This is a genomic window from Actibacterium lipolyticum, from assembly GCF_900184935.1.
Taxonomy (GTDB): domain Bacteria; phylum Pseudomonadota; class Alphaproteobacteria; order Rhodobacterales; family Rhodobacteraceae; genus Actibacterium_A; species Actibacterium_A lipolyticum.
This window is the reverse complement of record NZ_FXYE01000002.1, coordinates 588,332-610,801: the sequence shown is the minus strand read 5'-3', so window position 1 is coordinate 610,801 and position 22,470 is coordinate 588,332. Positions and strand designations below refer to the sequence as shown.

The following is a 22,470-nucleotide window of genomic DNA, read 5'->3' as shown; positions in this document are numbered from 1 at the left end:
GGTGCGGTTTTTCTGGTGCGCAAATTCCTTCGGTCCGCTTTACTTTACTAAAATAGTCAATTACGAGACGCCCGAAGCGCGACACGCCATCAAGACACATGTTCCAGACAGTCAATTGCGCATTCGAAACACGCCTTGGCGTGAAGTGGATGCTGATTAACAGATCAAGGGACATGGAAATGCGTACATTGCGACAGGCGCCGTCTTCGGCGCTTTTGGGCCGTGCGAGTAAGAAAGCAACTTTATTCGGGGCATCGCTATCGGCGGCTTGTTTTGCTGGGCAGGCTTACGGTCAAGCCGTGGATGAGGCTGTGATCGTTTTGCCGACGGTCGAAGTTGAAACGACCGAAGCTCCGGCGCCCGCGCCAGCGCCCGCCGTAACGCCGCGCCGCGCCGCGCCGACGGTTGTTAGAACGGCCGTGGCCCCAACCGTTTGCACGCCCGCACTTGCCGGAACCGAAGTTTGTGCCGACCAAGAAGCCGCAGAACGCGCAGCCGCCGAAGCAGCGGCAGCAGCCGAAGCGCGCGCTTGGGCGCAGGCAGGTGGCAACCCCAACGCGGACCCGGACGCACCCTTCAAAGCCGACCGGCTGAACAACGCAAAACTGCCGGGCGAGATCATCGATACGCCTCGTACAGTCACCGCGATCACCCAAGAAACGATTGAAACCAAAGGCACGACATCGATCCGCCAATTGGCGCGGACAACGCCGGGTATCTCGCTTGGGTTTGGCGAAGGCGGCAGCTCGTTCGGGGATAACATCTATATCCGCGGGTTCCGCGCGAACAACGACATCTATGTCGATGGTGTCCGCGATCCCGGCATTTCCGTCCACGAAACGTTCAGCACCGAACAGGTCGAAGTTATCAAAGGCCCAGCAGGTTCTGTTGGCGGCCGTGGTACGACCGGCGGAACACTGAACATCGCGTCGAAAAAGCCGCAGGACGTGGATTTCTACAAGACCTCGACCAAGGTCACCAGCGCAGGCACCAAGCGTCAGACATTCGATTTCAACTGGGGTGAAAACGAAAAGCTGCAATTCCGTCTGAACGGGATGCTGCAAGAAGGCGAAATTGCCGGTCGTGAAGACGTAAACGACGACCGTTCCGGTTTGGCGGGCGCGCTGCGTTACCGTTTCTCGCCGTCTGTCACGCTTGAGGCGGATTACACCTATACCAAGATCGAACAAACGCCTGACTGGGGTGTGCCTTACATCAACGATGGCGACACCACCGATGGCATCGCGATTCCATCTGGCCCTGTGACCGAACTTGGTATTGACCGCGACACGTTCTATGGCGTTGCCGAGCGAGACTTCCAAACTGTTGAGCAGAACGTCGCGACGGGTCGTCTGATCTGGGACATCTCGCCCAGCATGAAACTGACGAACACGCTTCGTGCTTCGACGTCGATCAACGACTTTGTGCTGACGGCACCAAGCAGCGTTACCGACAACGGATCGGCGAACCCCGAAGATTGGGATGTCGGGCTTAGCTTCAAAAGCCGTTACCAAAAGACAGACGTGATTTCGAACGATCTGGAACTTGCGGGTGAATCCGATTGGCTTGGCAAGAACCACACTTGGATCGCGGGTGTCAGCCTGTCGAGCGAGGCCATCAAATACACCAACTATAACAACCTTCAGTCGGAAGATTATGAGCCCCCCGCAGGCCAGCGTGGTTGTACGGTTTCAGCGGTTAACCCAGATCCGACCGAATGCTGGCTTGGTACTTCGCCAGTACGTGGCGACAGCTTCACCAAGACCAAGGTGAAAACCGCGTCGATCTATGCGCTTGATACTGTTGAACTTTCCGATGCGTGGTCGGTCAACGCGGGGCTTCGCCTTGATCACTACGAAATCGATCGCACCGGTACAGCGCGTGACGGTTCGCCATACGACTATTCCCGCAGCGATACGATGCTGAACGGTAATCTTGGTGTGACGTGGAAACCGCGTCAGGACCTTCGCTTCTATGCGGCGGCTGCGACTTCGACCAACCCAATGGGCCAAGAAGTTGCCGCGGGCGGTGGCTATTACGGCGGTCTGGATGAAGGCGGTCAGGATCTGGATCCTGAACAGAACACCTCGTTCGAATTCGGCGCAAAGTATGAACTGCAAGAGCACCTGCTGCTGACTGCGGCGCTTTTCCAGACCACCAAAGCAAACGCGCGCGAAGATATCGGGCCACGTGGTTCGTCGGTGACCCAAGACACGCTGAAATACCGCATGCGCGGTCTGGAGCTGGGCGTTTCGGGTAAAGTGTCTGATCGTATCGGCCTGTTTGGCGGCGCGGTCTTCATGGAAAGCGAAACGTTGGAAAGTGACGTTGATGGTGCAAAGGGTCAAGAAGTGCCGACCATTGCGCATGAACAGTTCAACCTGTTGGCAACCTATGACCTGACCGACGCGTTTATGCTTGGTCTTCAGGCCAACTATACCGGCACACGGGAACTGGGCGGCAGCGTTCCGAACGGCAACACTCTGCCGTCTTACTGGACCGTTGATCTGGTCGGTTCCTATGCGCTGAACGACACAACAGCGATCCGGTTCGGCGTCGATAACCTGGCGGACGAAACCTACTACGACACCGCCTATCGTTCGGGCGAGCCGTTCACCTATGTCGCGCCTGGCCGCGAAATCTGGGCATCGCTGGAAATGAAGTTCTAAGACAGCCTTTTCCCTCGGTTGGGGCGGGTTTCGGCCCGCCCCAACCAGTGTTTTAACAAGGAGCGTGAGATGCTGATCACCATTCCCGAAGTATTCGACAAAGACGAAGTCAGGGCCATCCGCGCGCGGCTTGATGCGGCGGAATGGGAAGACGGTAAAAAGACGGCAGGCGCACAATCAAGCCAAGTAAAAAGCAACCGACAGCTTTCGCAGACAAGCGAAACAGCGCGCGAATTGGGTCAGCTGATCTTACAACGGCTGGGCCAGAACCCGCTGTTTTTGTCAGCCGCGTTGCCGTTGCGAATTCTGCCCCCAATGTTCAATCGGTACGAGGCAGGCGAAACATTCGGCGTTCACGTGGATAACGCCATCCGCAGCAACCCCTTTAACGGTGACCAACTGCGCACCGACCTTTCGATGACGGTCTTCTTTTCGGAACCCGATGAATACGACGGGGGCGAGCTGATCGTCGAAGATCATTATGGCACCCAAGAGGTGAAATTGCCTGCGGGGGACATGGTTCTGTACCCGTCGACATCGTTGCATCAGGTGGTGCCGGTGACACGGGGCGCGCGGGTCTCTTCGTTCTTTTGGCTGCAAAGCATGGTGCGGTCGAACGAACAGCGGACGATCCTGTTCGATTTCGATCAGACCATTCAGTCGCTGGCAATGAAAATGGGCACCGACGATGACGAGGTCGTCAGGCTTACCGGCATCTATCACAACATGATCCGCCAATGGACAGACTTATGATGAAACGTACTTTTTCAACAGTTCTTATGATTTTGCTGGCGGCCCCGGTCTTCGCGCAGGAAAGCGGCCTGTCGGGGCAGGCGACCGGGCTGATCGACACGGGCCGGGCCACGGTTGGCGAATGGCTGGCCGAGGCGGGGCACGATCACATGTCGCCCATCGGGATGTATCTGGCCGCTGACGTTGTGGTTAAGGCGGTGATGATCTCGCTTGCGGTTGCGTCGGTTCTGGTTTGGGCGATCTTCATCTCTAAACTTCTGACGCTAAACGCGGCCAAACAGCGGCTGAAGGGCAACTTCAACAGGCTTGATCGCGCCGGTTCACTGCCTGCGGCCGAGGCAACCTTCGCCAAACGTCGCGGGGTCGTTGGCGCGATGGTACGTGCGGCTGTGGCTGAACGCGACCGTTCGGGTGATGCAGGGGCTGCGGGTATCAAGGAACGCACCGAAAGCGCGCTGTCCCGTATCGAAGCAGGCGCCGCGCGCGGAATGGGCGTTGGCACGCCGGTTCTGGCGATCACCGGGTCCACCGCGCCGTTCATCGGCCTGTTCGGTACCGTTTGGGGCATCATGAACAGCTTCATCTCGATAGCGGAAACCAACACGACCAACCTTGCCGTTGTTGCGCCGGGCATTGCCGAGGCGTTGCTGGCCACAGCCATCGGCCTTGTTGCGGCCATTCCGGCGGTGATCTTCTACAACCTGCTTGTGCGTGGGATCGGCGGCTATCGCGTAATGCTGGCCGACGCTGCGGCACTGGTACAACGCACCTTGTCCCGCGATCTGGACCTAGCGGCGGTTGCAAAGGGCGCTGACTTGCCCGTTCGCGTGGATATCCCACTGCAACAGGCGGCGGAGTAAACCGATGGGCGCACGGTTAGGAACGGACGACGGCGATGATCTGGTTGAAAACGCCGAGATCAATATCACCCCGTTCATCGATGTTATGTTGGTGCTGCTGATCATCTTTATGGTCGCCGCTCCATTGTCGACGGTTGATATTCCGGTGGAACTTCCTGTCGCGGTGGCGGATGCCCCACAGCGCCCATCGGAACCTGTCTTCATCACGCTGGCCGAAGATCTAAGCCTGTCTGTGGGCGAGGCTGAAACCACGATGGACGCACTGTTGATGGAGGTGGGCGTCGCGACCCGGCTGAACCGCGAAGAACGGCTTTATATCCGCGCCGACAAATCTGTGCCTTATGGCGATCTGATTGCTGTAATGAACATCCTGCGGTCTGACGGTTATCTGAAGGTCGGTCTTGTCGGCCTTGACGAGGCTGCCGCCCCGGCCGATCCGGCCATCGCGCCTGAGGCCACAGAATGAGCCTGACTTATCGCGCCGGGGGCGGGCTGTGGCCCGTTGCCGTGCTGGCCGTTGGGGTAAGTGCCGGCGCACACGTGATGCTGCCGGTCACCCTTCTGCAACGTGCAGCAGCCCCCGAACCAGAGGTAACGCGCAAAGACACGGGCATCGAAGGTGCGATCATGTTTGATCTGTCCGATATCATCGCGGCCCCATCGCAGGCCGGCGAAGACAGTCAAGAAGTCGCCGAGGCTGAAGAGGCCCCAACCGTCACCGAAAGCCCCGAGGTCGTGGACCCCTCAAAGGCGGCGGAAGAGCCGATCCTGAACCAGACCCCCTATGATGTGCAGGATGACGAGCTGAAATTCGGCATCGCCAGCCCCGAACCGGCAGAAGAGGTTGACGATAAGGCCCACGAAACGGCTGCGGAGTATCAGGAAGAACAGGTCAACGAAGCGTCATCCTTAGGGGCCGTTGCCGCGGATGCCTCGCAGGCGTCTGTGTCTGGCGTCGATTCCGAAGACGAGGCCGAAAAGGCACAAGCCAGCAGCGAAGGCCTGACCGCCGATCAGCTGGAAGAAATCACCGAATGGCAAAAGAGCGTCGTGCTGCGCATCGCCAAAGCCAAGACCTATCCCAAATCCGCCCGCAAAAAGGGTGTGCAGGGCGAAGTTCGCGTGAAGTTCACCATCGACCGCTATGGCAATGTCATCGCGCGCGAGGTTGAAACCTCGTCCGGGTCGTCGGTGCTGGACCAAGCCGCGCTTGACGTTTTTGACGCGTTGGAAAAGCTGCCGACGCCGCCCAACCACCTTTCGGGCGAAAGCTTTACGTTGATGATTCCGCTGAACTACAGCATCCGAAAGAAGGGCTAGGCCGCGCCGAACGGGTGGGTCACGCGGTCGGCTGTGATGTCGGCCAAGGTCGCACACCCGGCCAGAGCCATCGTGATTTCCAGCTCGTCCCGCAACAGGCGCAGAACATGACTGACCCCATGCGCGCCGCCCACCGCCAGGCCGTGGGCGATTGGCCGACCGACAAGAACCGCCTGCGCGCCCAACGCCAGCGCGCGAAACACATCGACGCCGCGACGAATGCCGCCATCCATCAGCACAGGCACGGCACCATCAACTGCCGCTACGACACCCGGCAACGCCGCAATGGACGACACCGCGCCGTCCAGAACCCGTCCGCCATGGTTTGACACGATGATCCCGGCCGCGCCCGCCTCAACCCCGCGCAAGGCATCCGATGGGGTCAGAATACCCTTCAATATGATCGGCAAAGGCGACTGGTCGCATAACCAAGCCACATCGTCCCAACGTGGCAATACATGGGCGATCCGGTCAAAGATCGCAGACTCGCCCTCGTGCAATGGGGCGAATTGGGGGTGGGGTAACCCATTTAAGTTCACAGCGCCCAAACCTTCGGGCGGAGAGAACCCCGCCGCGATTTCGCCGTCGCGCACGCCGTTTACCGGGGCATCGACAGTTAAGATGAGCGCCTTGAACCCCGCGGCCGCCGCCCGGTGTGCCAGCGCCAAGGTCGTTTCGCGGTTGCCATGCCAATACATCTGAAACCAGACGCATCCGGGGCCCGACGCGATGACATCCGCCATGGGCTGCGACGCTTGCGCGCTTAGGGCCATGTGCCCTTGCTGTGCGGTCACGGCGGCGGCGGTCGCACATTCACCATCGGGATGCAGAAGCGTTTGAAACGCCATCGGCGCCGCGATGATCGGATGCGCCATTCGTTGCCCTATAAGGTCAAGACTGGTCGTGCCGCCGCGCAAATCGCGAAGGTGTTGGGGGAGAATGCTGACCCTGTCCAGATCGCAGCGGTTCTGCGCCAACGTCACTTCCGCTCCCGCGCCACCTAAGAAGTATGCCGCAGTGTCCGGCGACAAAACTTCCGATGCACGTTGTGCATATTCTGCAAGGGTTCCGGGAAGTTCGCTCATGTTGACCAGACAATGTTGGCTATTGGTTGCCAAGGTTTTGACGGGTCGCGTCGTAAATTAAAAGAGTATTTTTGTCGGGTTTGTCTTTTGGCCAGTTTAACAACGGATCCCTGCGACACCGATATTTCGCGCGGCTCTCCGAAATGGTCGTACGCGATGTCTCGGTCCCCTATGATCTCTGGCGGATAGCTTTGCCATTCACCCTTCAACCATTGTGTTCTGGCTGATACTGGCCGCCCAAATAGCATGGCAAAGCCACTTTATCGGCGGCACCAATCAGACAGCAGATCGTGCTTTTGGGGAATAATCGCCTAGCCGACTGGAACGAATTCCGCCTTTGTCACTTAGGATGCCTGCCTCGCAAGCTGCACGTGGGTGGATGCCTGAACCGATCGGACATGCCCATCAAAGTATGCGTCCATGGCCTGATCTTCGAAGTAATCGGCAAAAGCAATGAGGTATTCATTGTCTGCCGCGCTCATACAAGTCCACCCTGCGGCCTGCCGCTTGAACTCCGCGTAACAACTGATTGCCTCGGGCAGCCGTTTTGCACGGTGCAGGATATTCGCGGGGAGGAGCACGAACTTAAGCTCGTACTCCTCATCCGCTGCTTTCACATTCAGGCAATCAAGCGCTTCGTCCCATTCGCCTTTGTTGTAGTGCCTACTGGCCTTCGGGAATGCCCGCGCCGTTTTCAGCTTGTCTGGTAAACCTCGGATGATTTCCTCCCTAGGCCATTCCTGGCAAACTGGCTGGCCGCAAACGGTCGTTTTTTGTCAATCGTAGAAAAGTATGAGTTCGATCTCTGCGGCGTAATCCGGGGTGCTCTTGCTACAAAAGCTGCAACGGTCACGTCCTATCTTTGTCGAATGTCTCAAGATCAGTAGAAATGGCCAGATGTTTGAGGTCTTGAGAGTAACGTTGGGGCGAGATCGATCCGCGAAAACGCGAGTCTCTGGACGCATTAATCTCTAAGAGTCTTTGTCTTTCTGGTTACGTTCAACATTGGCTCTTCAACATCAATATCCGCGCCAATCGTAGAAAAGAGTTGGCGTAAAGACGCCCCATCATATTGCACGGTCTTTACCTCACCAAAGGTGCGTCGGACCAGATCAACCAGTGTCTCGTGCTGCAAGAGCCAGGTGTCCGATCCAAAATACGTGCAAGACTTCGGATCAGTGCTTTCCTTCAGGCCCATTTTGAACATCTGCTGCTTGAATGAGGCCAACCATTCTTCTTTTGAACGCAAGAAAATAATTGGGACAATTGCAGCGTTTGGCGGAAATATAGATCGCAGGCGCTTCATTTCTGTCTTGTCGCGAATGAATGATATCGTTTCATTCGAAATAATCAGGCGAGACGCACGTGTTTTTGAGAGAAACAATTCCAGCTGGGCTTTGGTTTCTTCGAATAGCCGCTCGCGATCCAAATCGACCCGCCGCTTTATTGGGGCATCCAATTCATCACGAAGCGATGACAACGCAAATTCGATGTGGTTCGACGGGATGTATCGACCTTGGTAAAACGCCAAGTCGGTCTTTAGGAGGGCATCGGAGTTGGAGAGAAGCCAATTTTGGATACTCGTGGTTCCGGTCTTGTGCAGCCCCATGTGAAGATAGATCGTTTTCCTACTCATCTGCCTGAGCCTCTCTGGTGTGGTCTTGCACTGCCAAAGCCCTTCACGTTTATCTCATAAGATCGATCATGCAATGGCTGGCTCAAATCGCACAGGGCCACCTGATTGGTTAGTCTGAAAGGTCCATTACCAAAGCTGTGATATTTTATTATCGTGTGTGATTGAAGGCTTTTGAAGGTTAAGGAGTCATAAGCCTAGTGTTTGTAAGTTATTACTTTGTGCTTGAATGTGTACAGGAGATGCTGCGGTGCCGGAAGGTTCACTAACCAATTTGGTGCTACACATCCGAGTTGACCTAACCTGTCCAAAGTAAGCTCATCAAAAAGGTTGTTCCTGTCACTTACAGAACGATCACAAAGTCTTTGAAAGGGCTTGTGTTACAAGCCCTTGGCACAACTGCGTTTGAATTTTTCATTTTTTTGGCCGCACCTAAAGAGCGGACATTGGTGCGCTGCACTATTCAGCATTTGAAACTTGGGCTCGAACCCGTCATTCGCTGCAAAAAAAAAGCGTCGACGTGAACTACTCCAGAAGCCGAGATTGACTGCAGTGCGCGCCGATAACCGGAATGCGGGACTTTGCCGGCCTTGGTATCGGACTATCCAATGTCTCCTTTCGGAAGGAGGGGATGGACATAGGCACAGCATTGCGGCCGACACTTCGCCTTCCTCACGGCAGCCAAATCGCCGGGGGTGAAAAGACTTACAGTCCCGCAAATTTCCTCAAAAGTGTCACATTCAATGGATATTGGCTCCATTGCCTCAAGTAACGGCAAGAACGAGCAGCACAAATGTCCAACGAACTTTCAGCCGCCCAGAATTTGAGCGTCGCTTTGGCGAAACAGGTTCTCGACGGCATTGAAAGCAAGAAGGAAGATGCCCGCCTCGCTGACGATCTCGTTTCGACGCTGGGTAAACACGCAGCCAATCTCATGCCGGAAGACCAACGACGTTTCGCCGAACAGATCAGCGTCTTCCCGGAGTTCATGGCCGCATGCCGAGCATTCGATCGGGCATGTGCGGACGGTGACCGAGCCGAAGCCGAACGGCAAAAGGCGGAGATGAAACGGCTCTCTGAAAAAAGCAAACGCGCGATGAAATATAGCGGTTTGACGGATGCGGCAGAGGCTCTCGCAACGGCAACGGACTTCGCAGAGTTCTGCGCGCTTCTTCCGTCTGTTCCACTTGATAAAACATACGGCTCAGGATTTGGGGAAGTTTCGCCGTTCCCACTTGTCTGGGCCATAAGTGCACGCTCAAGGCCGATAGAGCGTGTACAGTTGATGCTTGATGCCGGCGCGAGGACAGATCTGAGCACGCGACTGGGAGAGACGGTTCTGCACGCGATGGCACGCATGAATCGCAAGGGCCGCGCGCGGCTTTCGATCCTGAAAATGCTGATTTCGGCTGGTGCCGATATCCATGCCCGAACCTTGCACGAAGTGACGCCGCTTGCGGCGGCGTTGGATGAAGGAAGCAAAGAGGATGTCACAAACTTCATTGCAGCGGGTGCCAAGGTTGGGGCGATTGAGCTCCGGTTCGCCGCCGAAGACCCTGCGAGGCTTCAGCTCGTCCTCGATCACATTGCCGACGACCAACAATTTCCCGCGCTCTTGGCGGAATATCGAGACTGGCTTGCCGAAGAAATCAAGCGCGCCCAGCAGCACTACAGTGAGGCGGTTGACCAGCGCATAGGCGCACGTCGTCTCGCGGCCCGCGTAGAGCAGTTGGGCAAATCTTTCGAATTGATCAATCGACTGCGCTCGTCGGTTCTGAAAGGAAGCGATAGCGAACCCGATCACTTCTGACACTTGCCCCTTGTAGGTCTATCCCTCGTCGAACACCTGATGCCATCGACGACTTTCAATTCCACCACTTGCATTAAAGAGGGCACAATGCCGATTTGGCTGTCACGGCAGAAGAGGCCATTCAATCGTAGCGCAGCATCTGTCAATTTGGGCTCAAACCCGCCGTTCTCCGCTTTGCAGCATCGCGAGTGATTAGCCTAAATCACGCCGGCACGAACGGCCCAAACCGTCTTTCGCCAAAGTTTGGGCGAATGGCAGCTTTCGTTTTGCAGCCGTGATAAAAGGCTTCCAGTTGTGGTAAGCTAGCCCTTTTGAATAAACTTGATTGGTTGGGGTATTGTCGGCGGGCTTGGCTTTGCAATGGTAGTCACCTTGTTCCTGACGCCTGTGTTCTGCCGCTGGATCATCATCTGGGGGCAGAGCAGGGCACATAATCACGCCGCCTGAAGCGAGAAAAAATGTTGGCAGATGGGGCGGAAGACCATGGCAAACCCTTTGAAGAGCCATGGGCGTTACGTGCTGTTTAATTCTTTGCGGTCAGGCGAAAAGCCTTCAGGTGCCCAATGGCCCACAGTGCCGACGGAACGGGAAAGAACGTCATGCGATTATTATTCGAAGTAATGTGGATGCGTTTTGTGAATGAAGGCAATTGTCTCGTCCAGGCGGGATAAATGCTTGCGAACCGCGCCTTGCGCCTTCTCTAGATTACCAGATGCTAGGCCCTCTGCAATTCTGCGATGATCTTGGTAAATTGAAGGCCCTTCACTGTTTTTTTCCAAGCTTAGCAAGCAAAGTCGGTCGACTTTCTGTTTGCATTCAAGCGTCACTTCGAAAGCCAATGGACAGCCGCTAAGCTCATAAATCAACTTATGAAAATCGTAATCCAAAGCGTGAAATGCCGATAGGTCAAGCGCGTTGATAGCTTCTTCCTGCAAAGATAGGTTTTGCTGAAGTTTCTCTGCGCGGGATGGGTCCCAGACATCGATTGCTCGATGGACAATCTCCAATTCAACGGACAGCCTAACAAGGCGGGCCAACGATACGCGTTCCATAGAAAATCCACGCACAACCGTTGCTTTTTGTGGACGGATCACGAGCAAGTCTTCATTGCCTAGACGGGTAAATGCGTTTCGAACAGGCTGACGTGAAACCCCAAACCTGCGAGCAACTTCTGTTTCGGATAACTTCGTTCCGGGAAGGATTTCAAGTGACACGATCTCTTCGTGCAACTTGTCATAAACCGCATCGGTTGTGGTTCGTCTAACTATGTCTTCCACGGCGTCGCGCATTAACAGCCTTTCCCTTGCGAATTTCAACTTGCCATTCAGAAGCTGGAAATTGAGATCACTGCGAATTTCATTCCAAATATCCTTGCTTTCAAGTGATCGCAATCGTGCGACTTATGAAAAGCAAAGCCAGTCGGGCTGTCAACAAGGATGTTTTCTAGTATCCCAGTATTGACGTAACTTGGATTCTAGTGTCCCTTTTGAGGGGCAGCGATTCCCGCTCTTCAATATTCCGATGGCTTGCCCATGCGGCGTTCGGAAGTTTTTGCAGGTGAATTTCTGTCGCGAATACAACGGGGGAGGAGAACCCATGACATTCAATAAATCGATTTTCGCTGCGGCAACCGCTGTCGCACTTATGGCAACTTCAGCCAGTGCCGAGAACTGGCGCGCTTGGAATATCCATAACGACGGTCATCCGAACACGGCCGCTATGGACAAGTTTGCTGAACTGGTTGACGCCGCAACGAATGGCGAGGTGACAGTTGACGTGTTCCACGGTGGCGTATTGGGGTCTCAGCCTGACGCTCTGGAACAGGTTCGCATTGGTGCGATTGAAATTGGTAACTTTAACCTTGGCCCAATCGGTCCGATGGTAAAGGAAGCGAACCTTGTCTCGCTACCATTCGTCTTCAAAAGCGTCCCACATATGTTCCGCGTCATGGAGGGTGAAGCGGGCGAGGTTGTTGCAGCAGCGATGGGCGAAGCAGGTGTTCTGCCATTGGCATGGTTTGATGCTGGCGCGCGGTCGTTTTACAGCCAAAAGCCGATCGAAACTCCCGCAGATGTCGAAGGCCTGAAGATCCGCGTGATGAACAACGATCTCTACACGTCAATGATCTCTGCAATGGGTGGCAACCCGTCACCGATGGCATTCTCCGAAGTTCAGCAGGCGCTTAAGACGGGTGTTGTGGATGGTGCAGAGAATAACTTCCCATCCTTCAAAAACGTTGGCCACTTCGAAGTGACAACTCACTATTCGTTGTCAGAGCACCTGATCATCCCTGAATGCATCTGTGTGAATACTGCAAAATTCAACGCACTTTCACCCGAGATGCAGGAAGCTGTTCGTGGGGCGGCAGTAGAGGCAGCACTGTTCCAGCGTGAGCTTTGGGCTGTTGGTTCCGAGCAAGCGCGTGCGGATGTTGAAGCTGCTGGTATCGTCGTAAACGAAATCGCCGATAAAGCGCCATTCCAGGCGGCGATGGATTCGGTTTACGCGGACTACCTTGCGGCCAACCCAGACATGCAAGCTTTGGTGGAACTAGCAAAAGCGACTGAATAAGCCGCCTATACGCTTTAGCTAGGGGCGTCCGGTACACCCTTGGGTGACCGGGCGTTTCTCTACCAAGAGGAACAAATGCAACAACCTAAAACAACGCCTGCTTTTCTAAGGTCAATGGACATGACGCTTGGATTTTTAGCACGCCTTTGCGTGCTGCTTGCAGGCATCTCAATTGTTGTGATGACAGCGATTTTCGCGTGGCTTGTATTTGGCCGCTATGTCTTGAATGACACGCCAACTTGGGTCGAACAGGTCTCACTGCTTCTGGTTATGGTCATCGCATTTCTGGGCGCCGCAGCTGGCGTGCACAATCACACGCATCTGTCAGTCGTTGTATTTAGAAATGTCGTGCCTTCTTCTGTTCGCACCGTATTTGTGTTCGTCACTGATATTCTTATGGCGGGCTTTGGGGCCATGATGTTTTGGTATGGGATAGAGCTGACCAAGTTCAAATGGGACACTCTCATACCGTTGATCCAATGGTCCGAGGGCTTGCGATCATTGCCACTGACGATCAGTGGGGCTTTAGTGTTCCTTTTTTCAACGGGCCATTTGATCCGCTTATTGATGGGCCACGATCAACGTCAAGATAATATAGATCAGGGCTAATTATGGGACTTGCAGTTCTTTTGGGGGTCTTTGCCCTTTGTGTGGTCATCGGTGCGCCTGTGGCTTATGCCCTTGGCATCGCAGCGCTTTCTGCTTTTTGGTTTGAAGGCTTACCACTTCTTGTTGGCTTTCAACGCATCGTTTCTGGAATCAACGTCTTTTCCCTTATGGCGATTCCGTTCTTCATCTTTGCCGGCGAACTTATGTTTCATGGCGGTATCGCAATGCGATTGGTCCGATTTGCGCAGGCCGCTGTCGGGGCGGTTCGCGGCGGTCTCGGGATCGTAAACGTGTTTTCCTCGATGTTGTTTGGTGGCATCTCTGGTTCTGCCATTGCCGACATTTCTGCGCTGGGATCGATCTTGGTTCCAGTGATGAAGGACAAAGGTTATGACGCAGACTATGCGGTCAATGTCACGGTGACATCTTCCATCGCGGGGATCATCATTCCGCCTAGTCACAACATGATTATCTTTGCCCTTGCCACGGGCGGCGCGGTTTCAATCTCTAAGCTCTTTCTCGCTGGTGTCGTGCCCGGCATTCTGATGTGTTGTTGCCTTGCGATTGCGGCATATGTGGTTGCGGTGAAACGCGGCTATCAGGCTGAGCAGTTTCCCGGATGGACGGCCCTGGCCATTGCCTTTGTTGGATCAATCCCCGGGTTGTTGACGGCTGTGATCATCGTTGGCGGTGTTTTGTCTGGAGTGTTCACGGTCACTGAATCCGGTGCCTTCGGCGCGATGTACGCCTTGATTGTTACTGTGTTCGTGTATCGCAGCCTTTCTTGGGAAGATTTCAAAACAGCAGTCATTTCATCGGTACGAACCACATCAATGGTGATGATCCTGATCGCCTGCGCCGGGGCATTTGCCTATATGCTGACGTTCAACCGGGTTCCAACCAAGACGGTTGAGTTTCTGCTTGGTATTACTGAAAACCCTATCTTGATCCTGTTGATGATCAACGCCGTTCTGCTGCTGCTTGGCATGATCATGGACATGGCGGCCTTGATCCTGATCTGTACGCCTATCTTCTTGCCGGTGATGAACATGCTTGGCATCGACCCGGTTCAGTTCGGCATGATCTTGTTGGTGAATTTGGGTCTTGGATTGTGTACCCCACCCGTAGGGACCTGTCTGTTTGTCGGATGCGCGGTTGGAAAGCTACCGATGGAAAAAGCCGTCAAGACGATTTGGCCGTTTTACCTCGCCATATTTGCCGCGCTTATGCTCATTACGTTCGTTCCAGCGATTTCTTTAACACTGCCAAACCTCGTTATCGGTCAATAGCAAGGAAGGATGTTGCAGTGCTGACACTTAGACGGCTCGACATTGAAGATGCTAAAGCGTTGATCGCGGCCGCGAAGGCTAAGGCTGAACGTATCGGCGTATCGATGTGCATCGCGGTGACGGATGAAAGCGGCAATCTTATCGCGTTCGAACGCATGGATGGCGCCAAGATCACCGGCATTAACCTTGCAATCGACAAGAGCTACACCGCGTGTGGGATCAAGAAGGGAACCCATATTCTTGGTGAAGCCAATCAACCCGGCAAACCGGCCCACGGGATTGCATCTGCTTTGGGTGGGCGCATGGTCGTTGTCGGCGGAGGCCTGCCTGTCTTTGACGCAGGCGACGTTGTCGGCGGCATCGGCGTAAGCTCGGGCACGCCGGCACAAGACTTGGAAGTTGCGCAAGCTGGCGTCGACGCCTTCTCCAATGAACCAAGTTCGTCGTCATTTTTAAGGGGAACCACATGACCAAACCAGTTATCGGCTTTATCGGCCTCGGCCTTATGGGCGGCAATATGGCCGAATGCTTGCAAAACAACGGATACGATCTGGTTGTGATGGGGCGAAATAAGGAAGCCGTCGCGAAAGCTACCGAACGTGGGGCGGTTGAAGTCGACACACCGGCCGCGCTTGCACAAGCCAGTGACATTGTCATGCTATGCGTGACCACGTCAGACGTCGTAGAAAGCCTCGTTTACGGCGACGACGGCATTTTATCAGGCATCAAGCCCGGATCTGTTGTGTTGGATTTCGGCACTTCGATCCCCAGTTCAACGCGCAAAATCGGGGCGGATTTGGCGGAAAGAGGAGCGGGGATGATTGATGCGCCGCTGGGCCGAACACCTGCACATGCTAAAGATGGCCTGCTGAATATCATGGCCGCTGGGGACCAAGAGACTTTTAAGAAGATCAAGCCTGTCCTCGACGTGCTGGGAGAGAATGTCTTTCACCTTGGCGACCTCGGCGCCGGTCACGTCACAAAACTGATCAACAACTTCATGGGCATGACAACTGTCTGTACCATGAGCCAAGCCTTCGCCGTTGCTGAACGCTCAGGCGTTGATCGGCAACAACTGTTCGACATCATGTCAGCCGGGCCATCCAATTCGCCATTCATGCAGTTTTGCAAAAACTACGCGGTGGACGGCGTCAGCGATCTTGGCTTTTCTATCGCCAATGCATCCAAAGACATCGGATACTTTTTGACAATGGTTGAACACTTAGGGGCCCGTTCCGAGATAGCAGAAGGTACTTCCACCAATCTTCAGGGTGCTTTGGATGCGGGGATGGGCGATTTGAATGTCCCCGAGATTTTTGATTTTTTCACCAACAAAAGACATGAGTTTTGAGCGTGCGAGCGCGCAGCTTGGCGGTTTCGTTTCCCGTCTGCTGAACGCCCGGTGCATCGCTGAAACGTAGCTGCAAACATGACTAGTCAGAGCGCGCCGTGAGGTCGCCACGACGAGATAGGATACACTATGGCTTCTTCGAAACCGAATGTTGACACTCAAATACCGCTCCTTACTTTTCCAAAAGTTGGCGGCGGCACCGTACAGGTCGGTGCCCCATCCGATCGCTGGACTATGCTTTTTGTCTATCGCGGCAAGCATTGCCCGCGCTGCAAAAAGTTCCTGAACAAGTTGGAGGCAATGCTGGCCGATTGGACCGCCGTGATGGATTTGGTGGTTGTGTCTGCGGACACGGAAGAAAAGGCGCTGGCAGATCAGGCTGAATTCGGTTGGACCTTCGAACTTTGTTATGGATTGGCGGAAGACCAGATGCGCGCGCTTGGGTTGTACGTGTCTGACCCGCTTTCCGAAGCTGAGACAACGGGCCGTTTCGCCGAACCCGGCGCGTTCGGGATTCGCCCCGATGGCGCTCTGATGCTGGTTGATATTTCAAATGGTCCGGCTGCTCGACCAGATCTTGATGAATTGCTCGACGGGATGAAATTCAATATTGCAAACAATCGCCCCACACGAGGCACGGCATAATCGCTCCACCTCATCGGACGAGTCCCGATCCACCCCGAATGTGACATCAATTGTGAAAGTGGCGGGGTGGCGGGGCATGGTAAGCCTTTGCAATTGATTGACTTTGGTAGGCTAGTCTTGTCCTGCCTGACGTCAGCACCGATGGGACAGTCTAGGGCGATTTGATAAGGGAGGGTTTCTGACAGATCGCAACCACTAAGGAGTGGAGCTGAGACAGAAACCCGGAACGCGTAAGAGCCACGACGAGAAGGTCGTCAAGGACATCCGCCGCGCCACGCGAAAGCAGTATTCGGCAGAAGAGAAGATCAGGATCGTGCTGGACGGTCTGGAACCCTTGGCCCAGCTTTAATACCGGCTCTGGGCAATCCCCGTCGTCACCACGCAGCACTGGGCTGGAGAAGCCCTGTCGCTTTCGAGAGGAGAGTGGCCTAAACGAGCACGTGGGGCGGCAATAAAGCGTGACAGGTCCAATCCGGTTACGCGACGCAAATGCCGAAAAGCCTTATTTTGCAAACTATTCTCTCCGAGTTTTGCGCGTGCTCATGGAGCACTGCGTTGATTTGGGTTGGCGGGAAACGAACCCTGCGCGGGGCTTTCCTTAAGTTAAGACCACAAAAAAGGAACGTGAACCGTGGCTACAAGAAATGCTGAGAAGCTATCGAGCGACTTGGAAGCGCAATGGCGCGACGACCTCACAGTTGGCGATATAACGCCGCTGACGAGCTGCTGGGGGCGGCCTGTGGTGACAAGTTGATTGCGGTTGATGCTGGCAGAGTCTCGCGACGATGCCGGACTATACAAGAAGGTTAGGCAGCAGCTTAGAGTTCTTCAGCCGCCTTAGATGAGGGCTGACCTGAGGCAATAGGATTTTTTAGCTGCTTCGCTGGGTTGCGATGCGCGCCAGCAGGCCGAACGCAATTCCGATAGCAATGTACATTAAGCCTTTATCGATAGCTTCCCCAGAAGTGGATGATCCCAAATAGCGGGCTGTGGCCGCGTTGTATGCAGCAGGTTCCACAAAGTTCCTTGCTACATAAAAACCGATTATTACACGCGCGGTGCCGAAAACAATCAGCGCCCAAGCAAGCAATCTGCCGAGCCATACAAAAATCATCTCTGTTCCCCGTACCGTTGCGGCGACTCTAGGGGAAGGGATTCCGGGGGGGCAACACTTGGTTGGAAGGCGCTTTTGCGCACGCTTTGATCGCGACCTCTTGGTGGGTCTGAAGCGATTGAATGTGACCAGAACAAAAGGAGAATATTTAGACAAATGTTTAGACGCGCAAACTTGCGCGAAAGAGTTTTCTGCTAAGTGGTTGATTTTAAATGGAGGCGAGTACCGGACCCGACACCATGTTTCTAAGTCTTTGTATAACTTATGGTATCAAGTGAGAGATTGGGTTTTGTGTCTCACTTGTGTGCCATTTTCTAGCCCGGATGTTTGTAAATAGTCAAAGCCAATCAGTGCTTATCCCGGTGAAAATGCTTCTAAGGATGTGTTCTGAAGGTGCAATTTATTTAAGTTCCTGTAATTTAATAGTTTATTTGAATGTGTTGTGTGGGGTCTTACATGGTTGGATCGGGCTTGAATTGATTAATCTGAATTAAGACATTGATATATATGATATATACATCCGGTATTATCTGGCCAAGACAGATACCGAAGGGCTTTCTTACAGATCAGGGTAATTCTCTACAGGGCCAAGGGGCGATAGGTTTCTGTCTATATGTGAGGAATAGAAACCTGATCAAACGCACTTACTTCTCTGTCTATATGTGAGGAATAGGATTTATGATTGGAAAACAGATAGATACCGGGATTGAATACCTGCGTTTTTCTGCGACCGCCCACTTAGTTCGAGTAGACCCAACAAACAACGCGTTACATGGTTCCGATGGCAATTCCTGCCATGGCCCCTAGGTAGGCCGATAGGACCGGTACGGCCCAGACCTCCAGAGAAATGAAAGCACCAGCCCTTGGGATTAAAAGGCCGATAACGAACCCCGCCACAGCGCCACGTAGCGCCCAGCGTATCCCAGGGCAGGCAATTGCTTTGATCGTAGGAACTAGCTTGCCTTTGCTCGCTGCTATGCGCTCAAGACCAACGTGGTATGCCTCTGACAATTCGGGTAGGGCAAGGGGGAACTGCACAGCGGCTGTTGATGTGTATCCCCCTTCGGAAAAATGTTCTAAAAATTTCTGATCCGTGTTGGCCTGTGATCGCAATTGCGCATGGTGCGCCGATTCAAATCGGCTATCTCCGCTGCTGTAAGTCTTGGTAACTGTCACGGAAGGGAGGGCCGAGGCTTGAGGGCGATTCTCTGGCCCGTGTGGCTCCTTCTCGCCTTCGATCTGCACCCAGTCGCCTGCCAAACCATGACTAGGCCGCTCAGCGGGTATTCCTGAGCCTCCAAAGACGTGTCTGCGGCCCGTAACACCGAGCACTAGACCGCCGAAAGTTTTTCAAAGATCGAAGATCCAGGTTTGTCATGTCACCTGCTTGCCTTGGGCGGGAAGCGGAAGTTCGCCGCGGGGCTCCCGAAAGTCCGCAATGCGCAGGTTGTGCTGGGCATTCTTTTCACGATCAGAATAGAACCGCGGGTGTGAAATTCCTTGCTGAGCGTCGCGCAGCCTCTTCAGTTCGACGCGAAAAAGGACACTGCCCTACCCGAATACAGCACTTTCTTTGCCAACTGGCATGAACTGCTTCGCGCTCTTTTGAGGTCTGGTGATTTGATGAGCAGCCACGCAGTCGGAGTGGCGCCGCTTGCTCCTGTCTCGGCACGATGCTTATTGGGTGGCGCTACTCCTCTGACGAAGGAGCTCTGATCAGGGATTGAATGGTATAGACCAGGATGGCCGAGCCGATGGCCCCACCAGCTGCCACGCCCAGAAGCACGATCAAGTCAACCGGGCCACCGATATTGGCAAGCCTGGAGTGCGTCATCGCGAGAACGAACCACACGGCGATCACGGCGCCGATGGGCATGGCGATCTGGGCCAGCAGAAACTTGCGCCAACTGATCGAGCGATCCCGGATCAGCACGTATAGATATGCGATCGTGACGACGACAGCCGCCACGAACATGAACCAGAACAGGCCGCGCCCGAAGATTTCCTCGAACACGGCGATAAGCGTTTCAAACGTGAGGTCTTTCATGGCCGTTTCTCCTTAGGCGCGTCCGCGCAGCATGGCGTTGTATGTGGCTTTCAGGGCGACTTCCTTCATCAGCCAGCTGATCCAGAGCTCTTCCAGGGGCGCGATGATCCCCGGGAATGAGGGCACGAGGTCGTTGTTGTAGTCAAATTCCACCAGCATGGCGCGACCGACCTGGGTGATCATCGGGCATGACGTATAGCCGTTATAGGTCTCGGTCGGTTCCTTGCCCTCGATGGCGGAAACGAGACCATCTTCAACGACAGGCACCTGCCATTTGACGCTGGCCGCCGTCTTTCCTTTTGGCACGCCGGCAACATCGCCAAGAGCCCAGATCTCTGGAAAGCGCAGGTGTCGCAGGGTTGCCATGTCGCATTCGACCCAGCCTTGGTCTGTCCATTTGTCGGCCCAGCTCAGGCCCGACTGGCGGATTACATCGGGTGCGCGCTGCGGGGGGATAACGTGAATATAATCGTAGTCAATCTCGACAGCGCCCTCGGGCGTCTGGAAGGTGGCGCGCTTGGCGCCCGCTTCGATGGCTTTCAGCGTATGCTGATAGTGGCTGGTGATGCCGCGATCCTTGAACAGCATCCGGACTTTCTCGGCCACGATGGGCACGCCGAACAGCGCAGATTGTGGCGCGGCGTAGTTCACGTCGATCTTGCTGCCATTGCCCGCTTTCTTGGCGATGTCGTCGATCAGGAAGGTATGCTTCAGCGGGGCGCCTGCGCATTTCATTTCCGTTTCGGGGCGGGTGAACAGGCCAAAGCCGCCTTCCTCGGTGAATTTCGAAGCGGCCTGCCAAGTCCGGGCAGCATAATCCGGTCCGGCATAAAGTGCTCCGATGCCATTCTCGCCGACCATGTCGAGCGAGAAGCCTTCGATGGCGTCGTGATCGAGGATCAGGCCGGGCGCGACCACGAGGAAGTCATAGTCGAGCATTTGTCCGCTGTCCGTGGACACTTTCTTGGCAACCGGATCGATGGCAGCGGCTTTCTCCGGGATCAGCGTGACGCCGTCGGGCAGCCAGTCGGTTGTCTTGCTTGTGACGTATTTGGCGGGTTTGAGGCCGGTCGCCACCAAGGTCAGGCCCGGCTGATAGAGATGCTCGACGCGCGGGTCCAGCAGCGTGATCTGTGCGCCGGCCAGCCGTCGCACCAGGCGATTGGCCAAAGCTGTACCGCCAGCGCCTGCGCCAATGATCACGATGCGCGCCGAGGTAGGCGTTTGGGCCTGCGCCCGTCGCGTATCTGCCAAGGTCGCAGCCGCAGCGCCACCTGCCGCCAGCCCGAGAAACTGTCGCCGCGTGGCAATTGGGTTGGTCATTTTCTTCTCCTATCGTTTCGGTTTCCTGCGGTGCGGCCGATAGCGATCAGCAGCGCGAGGAAGATCGGAAGGAACGGTCAGTGCTTGTGTTCGCCCACCGGGCAGTCGCCCTCTTCGGAAAAGCAGGCGTCGGTGCGCAGTTCCAACCACATCGCGTTCAAGACGGCGAAAAGGGCGGCCAGCGGGAGGCCAAGAAGCCAGGCAAAATACCACATCGCGTATGTCCTCAATAAAGTGTGTCGGCGTTTTTGGTGACGTCTGCCTCGGTGACCTTGCCCCAGAGCACCTTGTAGACCCACGCGGTGTAGGCGAGGATCAGCGGCATGAAGATCGCCGCACAGACGAGCATGATAAACAGAGTCTGGTGCGAACTGGATGCGTCCCAGACGGTTAGTGAGCTGTTGGGGTCGACGGTCGACGGCAGGATGAAGGGGAACATGGTCAGACCGACCGACGATATGATGCCGGTGATAGCGAGCTTGGACCACAGCAGCGTCGAGACTTCGCGCCCCGCCTGAAGGCCTCGCATCGCGAGTGCGATGCCGACGAAACCCATAAGCGGGGCCACGGTGATCCAGGGCCGCGCAGCGTATGCAGCAAGCCATGAACCCTCGCGGCCGACCTCGGAGTAGAGCGGGTTGGACGGACCGTTGGGCACGACGTCATTCGTCAGGGCAAAGCCGTCGATACCAACAGCCAACCAAAACCCTGCCAGCGCATAGCCCCCGGCGGCCACCAACCCAGCGATCATGCCGATACGACGGGCGCGCCCGGCCACTTCGCCTTCGGTTTTCAACGACAGCCATGCCGCACCGTGCATCAGCAACATTGAAAAGGATACCACGCCCGCCAGCAGTGCGAAGGGGCGCAGCAGGCCAAGGAATTTCACCGCAAAGTTGCCGTCGTACATGGGCATCAGGTCTTCGGTCAGATGAAACGGCACACCCAGCAGCACGTTGCCCACGGCAACACCAAACAGCAGGGCCGGCACCGCGCCACCGGCAAACAGCGCCCAATCCCAGCGGGTCCGCCATGTGACGCTGTCGCGCTTGGAACGGTACTTGAACGCCACCGGCCGCACGATGAAGGCAGCGAGGATAACGAACATCGCGAGGTAGAAGCCGCTGAAGGACACGGCATAAAGGGGTGGCCAAGCGGCAAAGATCGCACCGCCGCCAAGGATGAACCAGACCTGGTTGCCTTCCCAGACGGGGCCGACGGTGTTGATGACCACACGGCGTTCCACGTCGGTCTTGGCAACGAAGGGCAAAAGCGCGCCTACCCCCATGTCGAACCCGTCGGTCAGGGCAAATCCGATCAGCAGCACGCCCAGCAGCGCCCACCAGATGACACGCAACGTATCGTAGTCGATCAGCTCAAACAGGATCATG

The 22,470-nt window shown here is 55.3% G+C and carries 22 protein-coding genes; 13 read left to right on the top strand and 9 right to left on the bottom strand.

Annotated elements, in window-relative coordinates; all coding sequences use genetic code 11:
* The first annotated feature begins 179 nt into the window (after positions 1–179).
* From COL8621_RS11660 to COL8621_RS11640, 5 genes are all read left to right on the top strand, one after another.
* Positions 180–2,669 (top strand): TonB-dependent receptor, encoded by a 2,490-nt coding sequence (locus COL8621_RS11660; protein ID WP_093968541.1) that lies wholly within the window; start codon positions 180–182, stop codon positions 2,667–2,669.
* A gap of 69 nt (positions 2,670–2,738) precedes the next feature.
* Positions 2,739–3,422, top strand: coding sequence for a Fe2+-dependent dioxygenase (locus COL8621_RS11655; protein ID WP_093967528.1), 684 nt, complete (start codon positions 2,739–2,741; stop codon positions 3,420–3,422).
* Positions 3,419–4,282 (top strand): tonB-system energizer ExbB, encoded by an 864-nt coding sequence (gene exbB, locus COL8621_RS11650; RefSeq protein ID WP_093967527.1) that lies wholly within the window; start codon positions 3,419–3,421, stop codon positions 4,280–4,282. Before COL8621_RS11655 ends, exbB begins: the two co-directional genes overlap by 4 nt.
* 4 nt (positions 4,283–4,286) lie before the next feature.
* Positions 4,287–4,748, top strand: a complete 462-nt coding sequence (gene exbD, locus COL8621_RS11645) for a TonB system transport protein ExbD (RefSeq protein ID WP_093967526.1) — start codon at positions 4,287–4,289, stop codon at positions 4,746–4,748.
* Positions 4,745–5,602, top strand: coding sequence for an energy transducer TonB (locus tag COL8621_RS11640; RefSeq protein ID WP_093967525.1), 858 nt, complete (start codon positions 4,745–4,747; stop codon positions 5,600–5,602). The genes exbD and COL8621_RS11640 overlap by 4 nt, the downstream gene beginning before the upstream one ends.
* Here the strand turns inward: COL8621_RS11640 and COL8621_RS11635 are convergent.
* The 3 genes from COL8621_RS11635 to COL8621_RS11625 all read right to left on the bottom strand — a co-directional run bounded on the left by COL8621_RS11635 (position 5,599) and on the right by COL8621_RS11625 (position 8,323).
* Complete coding sequence (locus COL8621_RS11635) at positions 5,599–6,687, bottom strand: alpha-hydroxy acid oxidase (RefSeq protein ID WP_093967524.1); 1,089 nt, start codon at positions 6,685–6,687, stop codon at positions 5,599–5,601. The genes COL8621_RS11640 and COL8621_RS11635 overlap by 4 nt on opposite strands.
* A gap of 344 nt (positions 6,688–7,031) precedes the next feature.
* Positions 7,032–7,169, bottom strand: coding sequence for a hypothetical protein (locus COL8621_RS19165; RefSeq protein WP_176438483.1), 138 nt, complete (start codon positions 7,167–7,169; stop codon positions 7,032–7,034).
* A gap of 482 nt (positions 7,170–7,651) precedes the next feature.
* Entirely contained in the window at positions 7,652–8,323 is a 672-nt protein-coding gene (locus COL8621_RS11625; protein WP_093967522.1) for a hypothetical protein, read from the bottom strand.
* Positions 8,324–9,113: 790 nt separating this feature from the next.
* Here COL8621_RS11625 and COL8621_RS11620 point away from each other — a divergent pair.
* Complete coding sequence (locus tag COL8621_RS11620; protein ID WP_093967521.1) at positions 9,114–10,130, top strand: ankyrin repeat domain-containing protein; 1,017 nt, start codon at positions 9,114–9,116, stop codon at positions 10,128–10,130.
* Positions 10,131–10,738: 608 nt separating this feature from the next.
* On the opposite strand, the gene COL8621_RS11615 is transcribed toward COL8621_RS11620, so the two are convergent.
* Entirely contained in the window at positions 10,739–11,521 is a 783-nt protein-coding gene (locus tag COL8621_RS11615; RefSeq protein WP_093967520.1) for a GntR family transcriptional regulator, read from the bottom strand.
* Positions 11,522–11,726: 205 nt separating this feature from the next.
* On the opposite strand from COL8621_RS11615, the gene COL8621_RS11610 reads away from it, so the two are divergent.
* From COL8621_RS11610 to COL8621_RS19160, 7 genes are all read left to right on the top strand, one after another.
* Entirely contained in the window at positions 11,727–12,701 is a 975-nt protein-coding gene (locus tag COL8621_RS11610; protein ID WP_093967519.1) for a TRAP transporter substrate-binding protein, read from the top strand.
* Positions 12,702–12,776: 75 nt separating this feature from the next.
* Complete coding sequence (locus COL8621_RS11605; protein ID WP_093967518.1) at positions 12,777–13,310, top strand: TRAP transporter small permease; 534 nt, start codon at positions 12,777–12,779, stop codon at positions 13,308–13,310.
* A gap of 2 nt (positions 13,311–13,312) precedes the next feature.
* Complete coding sequence (locus COL8621_RS11600; protein ID WP_093967517.1) at positions 13,313–14,599, top strand: TRAP transporter large permease; 1,287 nt, start codon at positions 13,313–13,315, stop codon at positions 14,597–14,599.
* 17 nt (positions 14,600–14,616) lie between these two features.
* Entirely contained in the window at positions 14,617–15,069 is a 453-nt protein-coding gene (locus tag COL8621_RS11595) for a GlcG/HbpS family heme-binding protein (RefSeq protein ID WP_093967516.1), read from the top strand.
* Positions 15,066–15,950, top strand: coding sequence for an NAD(P)-dependent oxidoreductase (locus COL8621_RS11590; RefSeq protein ID WP_093967515.1), 885 nt, complete (start codon positions 15,066–15,068; stop codon positions 15,948–15,950). Before COL8621_RS11595 ends, COL8621_RS11590 begins: the two co-directional genes overlap by 4 nt.
* A 129-nt stretch (positions 15,951–16,079) precedes the next feature.
* On the top strand, positions 16,080–16,595 hold the full coding sequence (locus tag COL8621_RS11585; RefSeq protein WP_093967514.1) for a redoxin domain-containing protein: 516 nt from the start codon (positions 16,080–16,082) through the stop codon (positions 16,593–16,595).
* Positions 16,596–16,797: 202 nt separating this feature from the next.
* The gene (locus COL8621_RS19160; RefSeq protein ID WP_176438466.1) at positions 16,798–16,944 is read left to right on the top strand and encodes a hypothetical protein; all 147 of its coding nucleotides are present in this window, start codon (positions 16,798–16,800) and stop codon (positions 16,942–16,944) included.
* 522 nt (positions 16,945–17,466) lie between these two features.
* On the opposite strand, the gene COL8621_RS11580 is transcribed toward COL8621_RS19160, so the two are convergent.
* The 5 genes from COL8621_RS11580 to cydB all read right to left on the bottom strand — a co-directional run bounded on the left by COL8621_RS11580 (position 17,467) and on the right by cydB (position 22,469).
* Positions 17,467–17,709 carry a hypothetical protein gene (locus COL8621_RS11580; protein WP_141137884.1) on the bottom strand — a complete coding sequence of 81 codons (243 nt, stop codon included), beginning with the start codon at positions 17,707–17,709 and terminating at the stop codon, positions 17,467–17,469.
* A gap of 1,690 nt (positions 17,710–19,399) precedes the next feature.
* Positions 19,400–19,756, bottom strand: coding sequence for a DUF5368 domain-containing protein (locus tag COL8621_RS11570; protein WP_093967511.1), 357 nt, complete (start codon positions 19,754–19,756; stop codon positions 19,400–19,402).
* A gap of 12 nt (positions 19,757–19,768) precedes the next feature.
* Positions 19,769–21,079 (bottom strand): NAD(P)/FAD-dependent oxidoreductase, encoded by a 1,311-nt coding sequence (locus COL8621_RS11565; RefSeq protein WP_093967510.1) that lies wholly within the window; start codon positions 21,077–21,079, stop codon positions 19,769–19,771.
* A gap of 77 nt (positions 21,080–21,156) precedes the next feature.
* A complete protein-coding gene (gene cydX, locus COL8621_RS11560) occupies positions 21,157–21,294 on the bottom strand; it encodes a cytochrome bd-I oxidase subunit CydX (protein WP_093967509.1) in 138 nt (45 codons plus the stop codon).
* 11 nt (positions 21,295–21,305) lie between these two features.
* Positions 21,306–22,469 (bottom strand): cytochrome d ubiquinol oxidase subunit II, encoded by a 1,164-nt coding sequence (gene cydB, locus COL8621_RS11555; protein WP_093967508.1) that lies wholly within the window; start codon positions 22,467–22,469, stop codon positions 21,306–21,308.
* Position 22,470 lies beyond the last annotated feature (1 nt).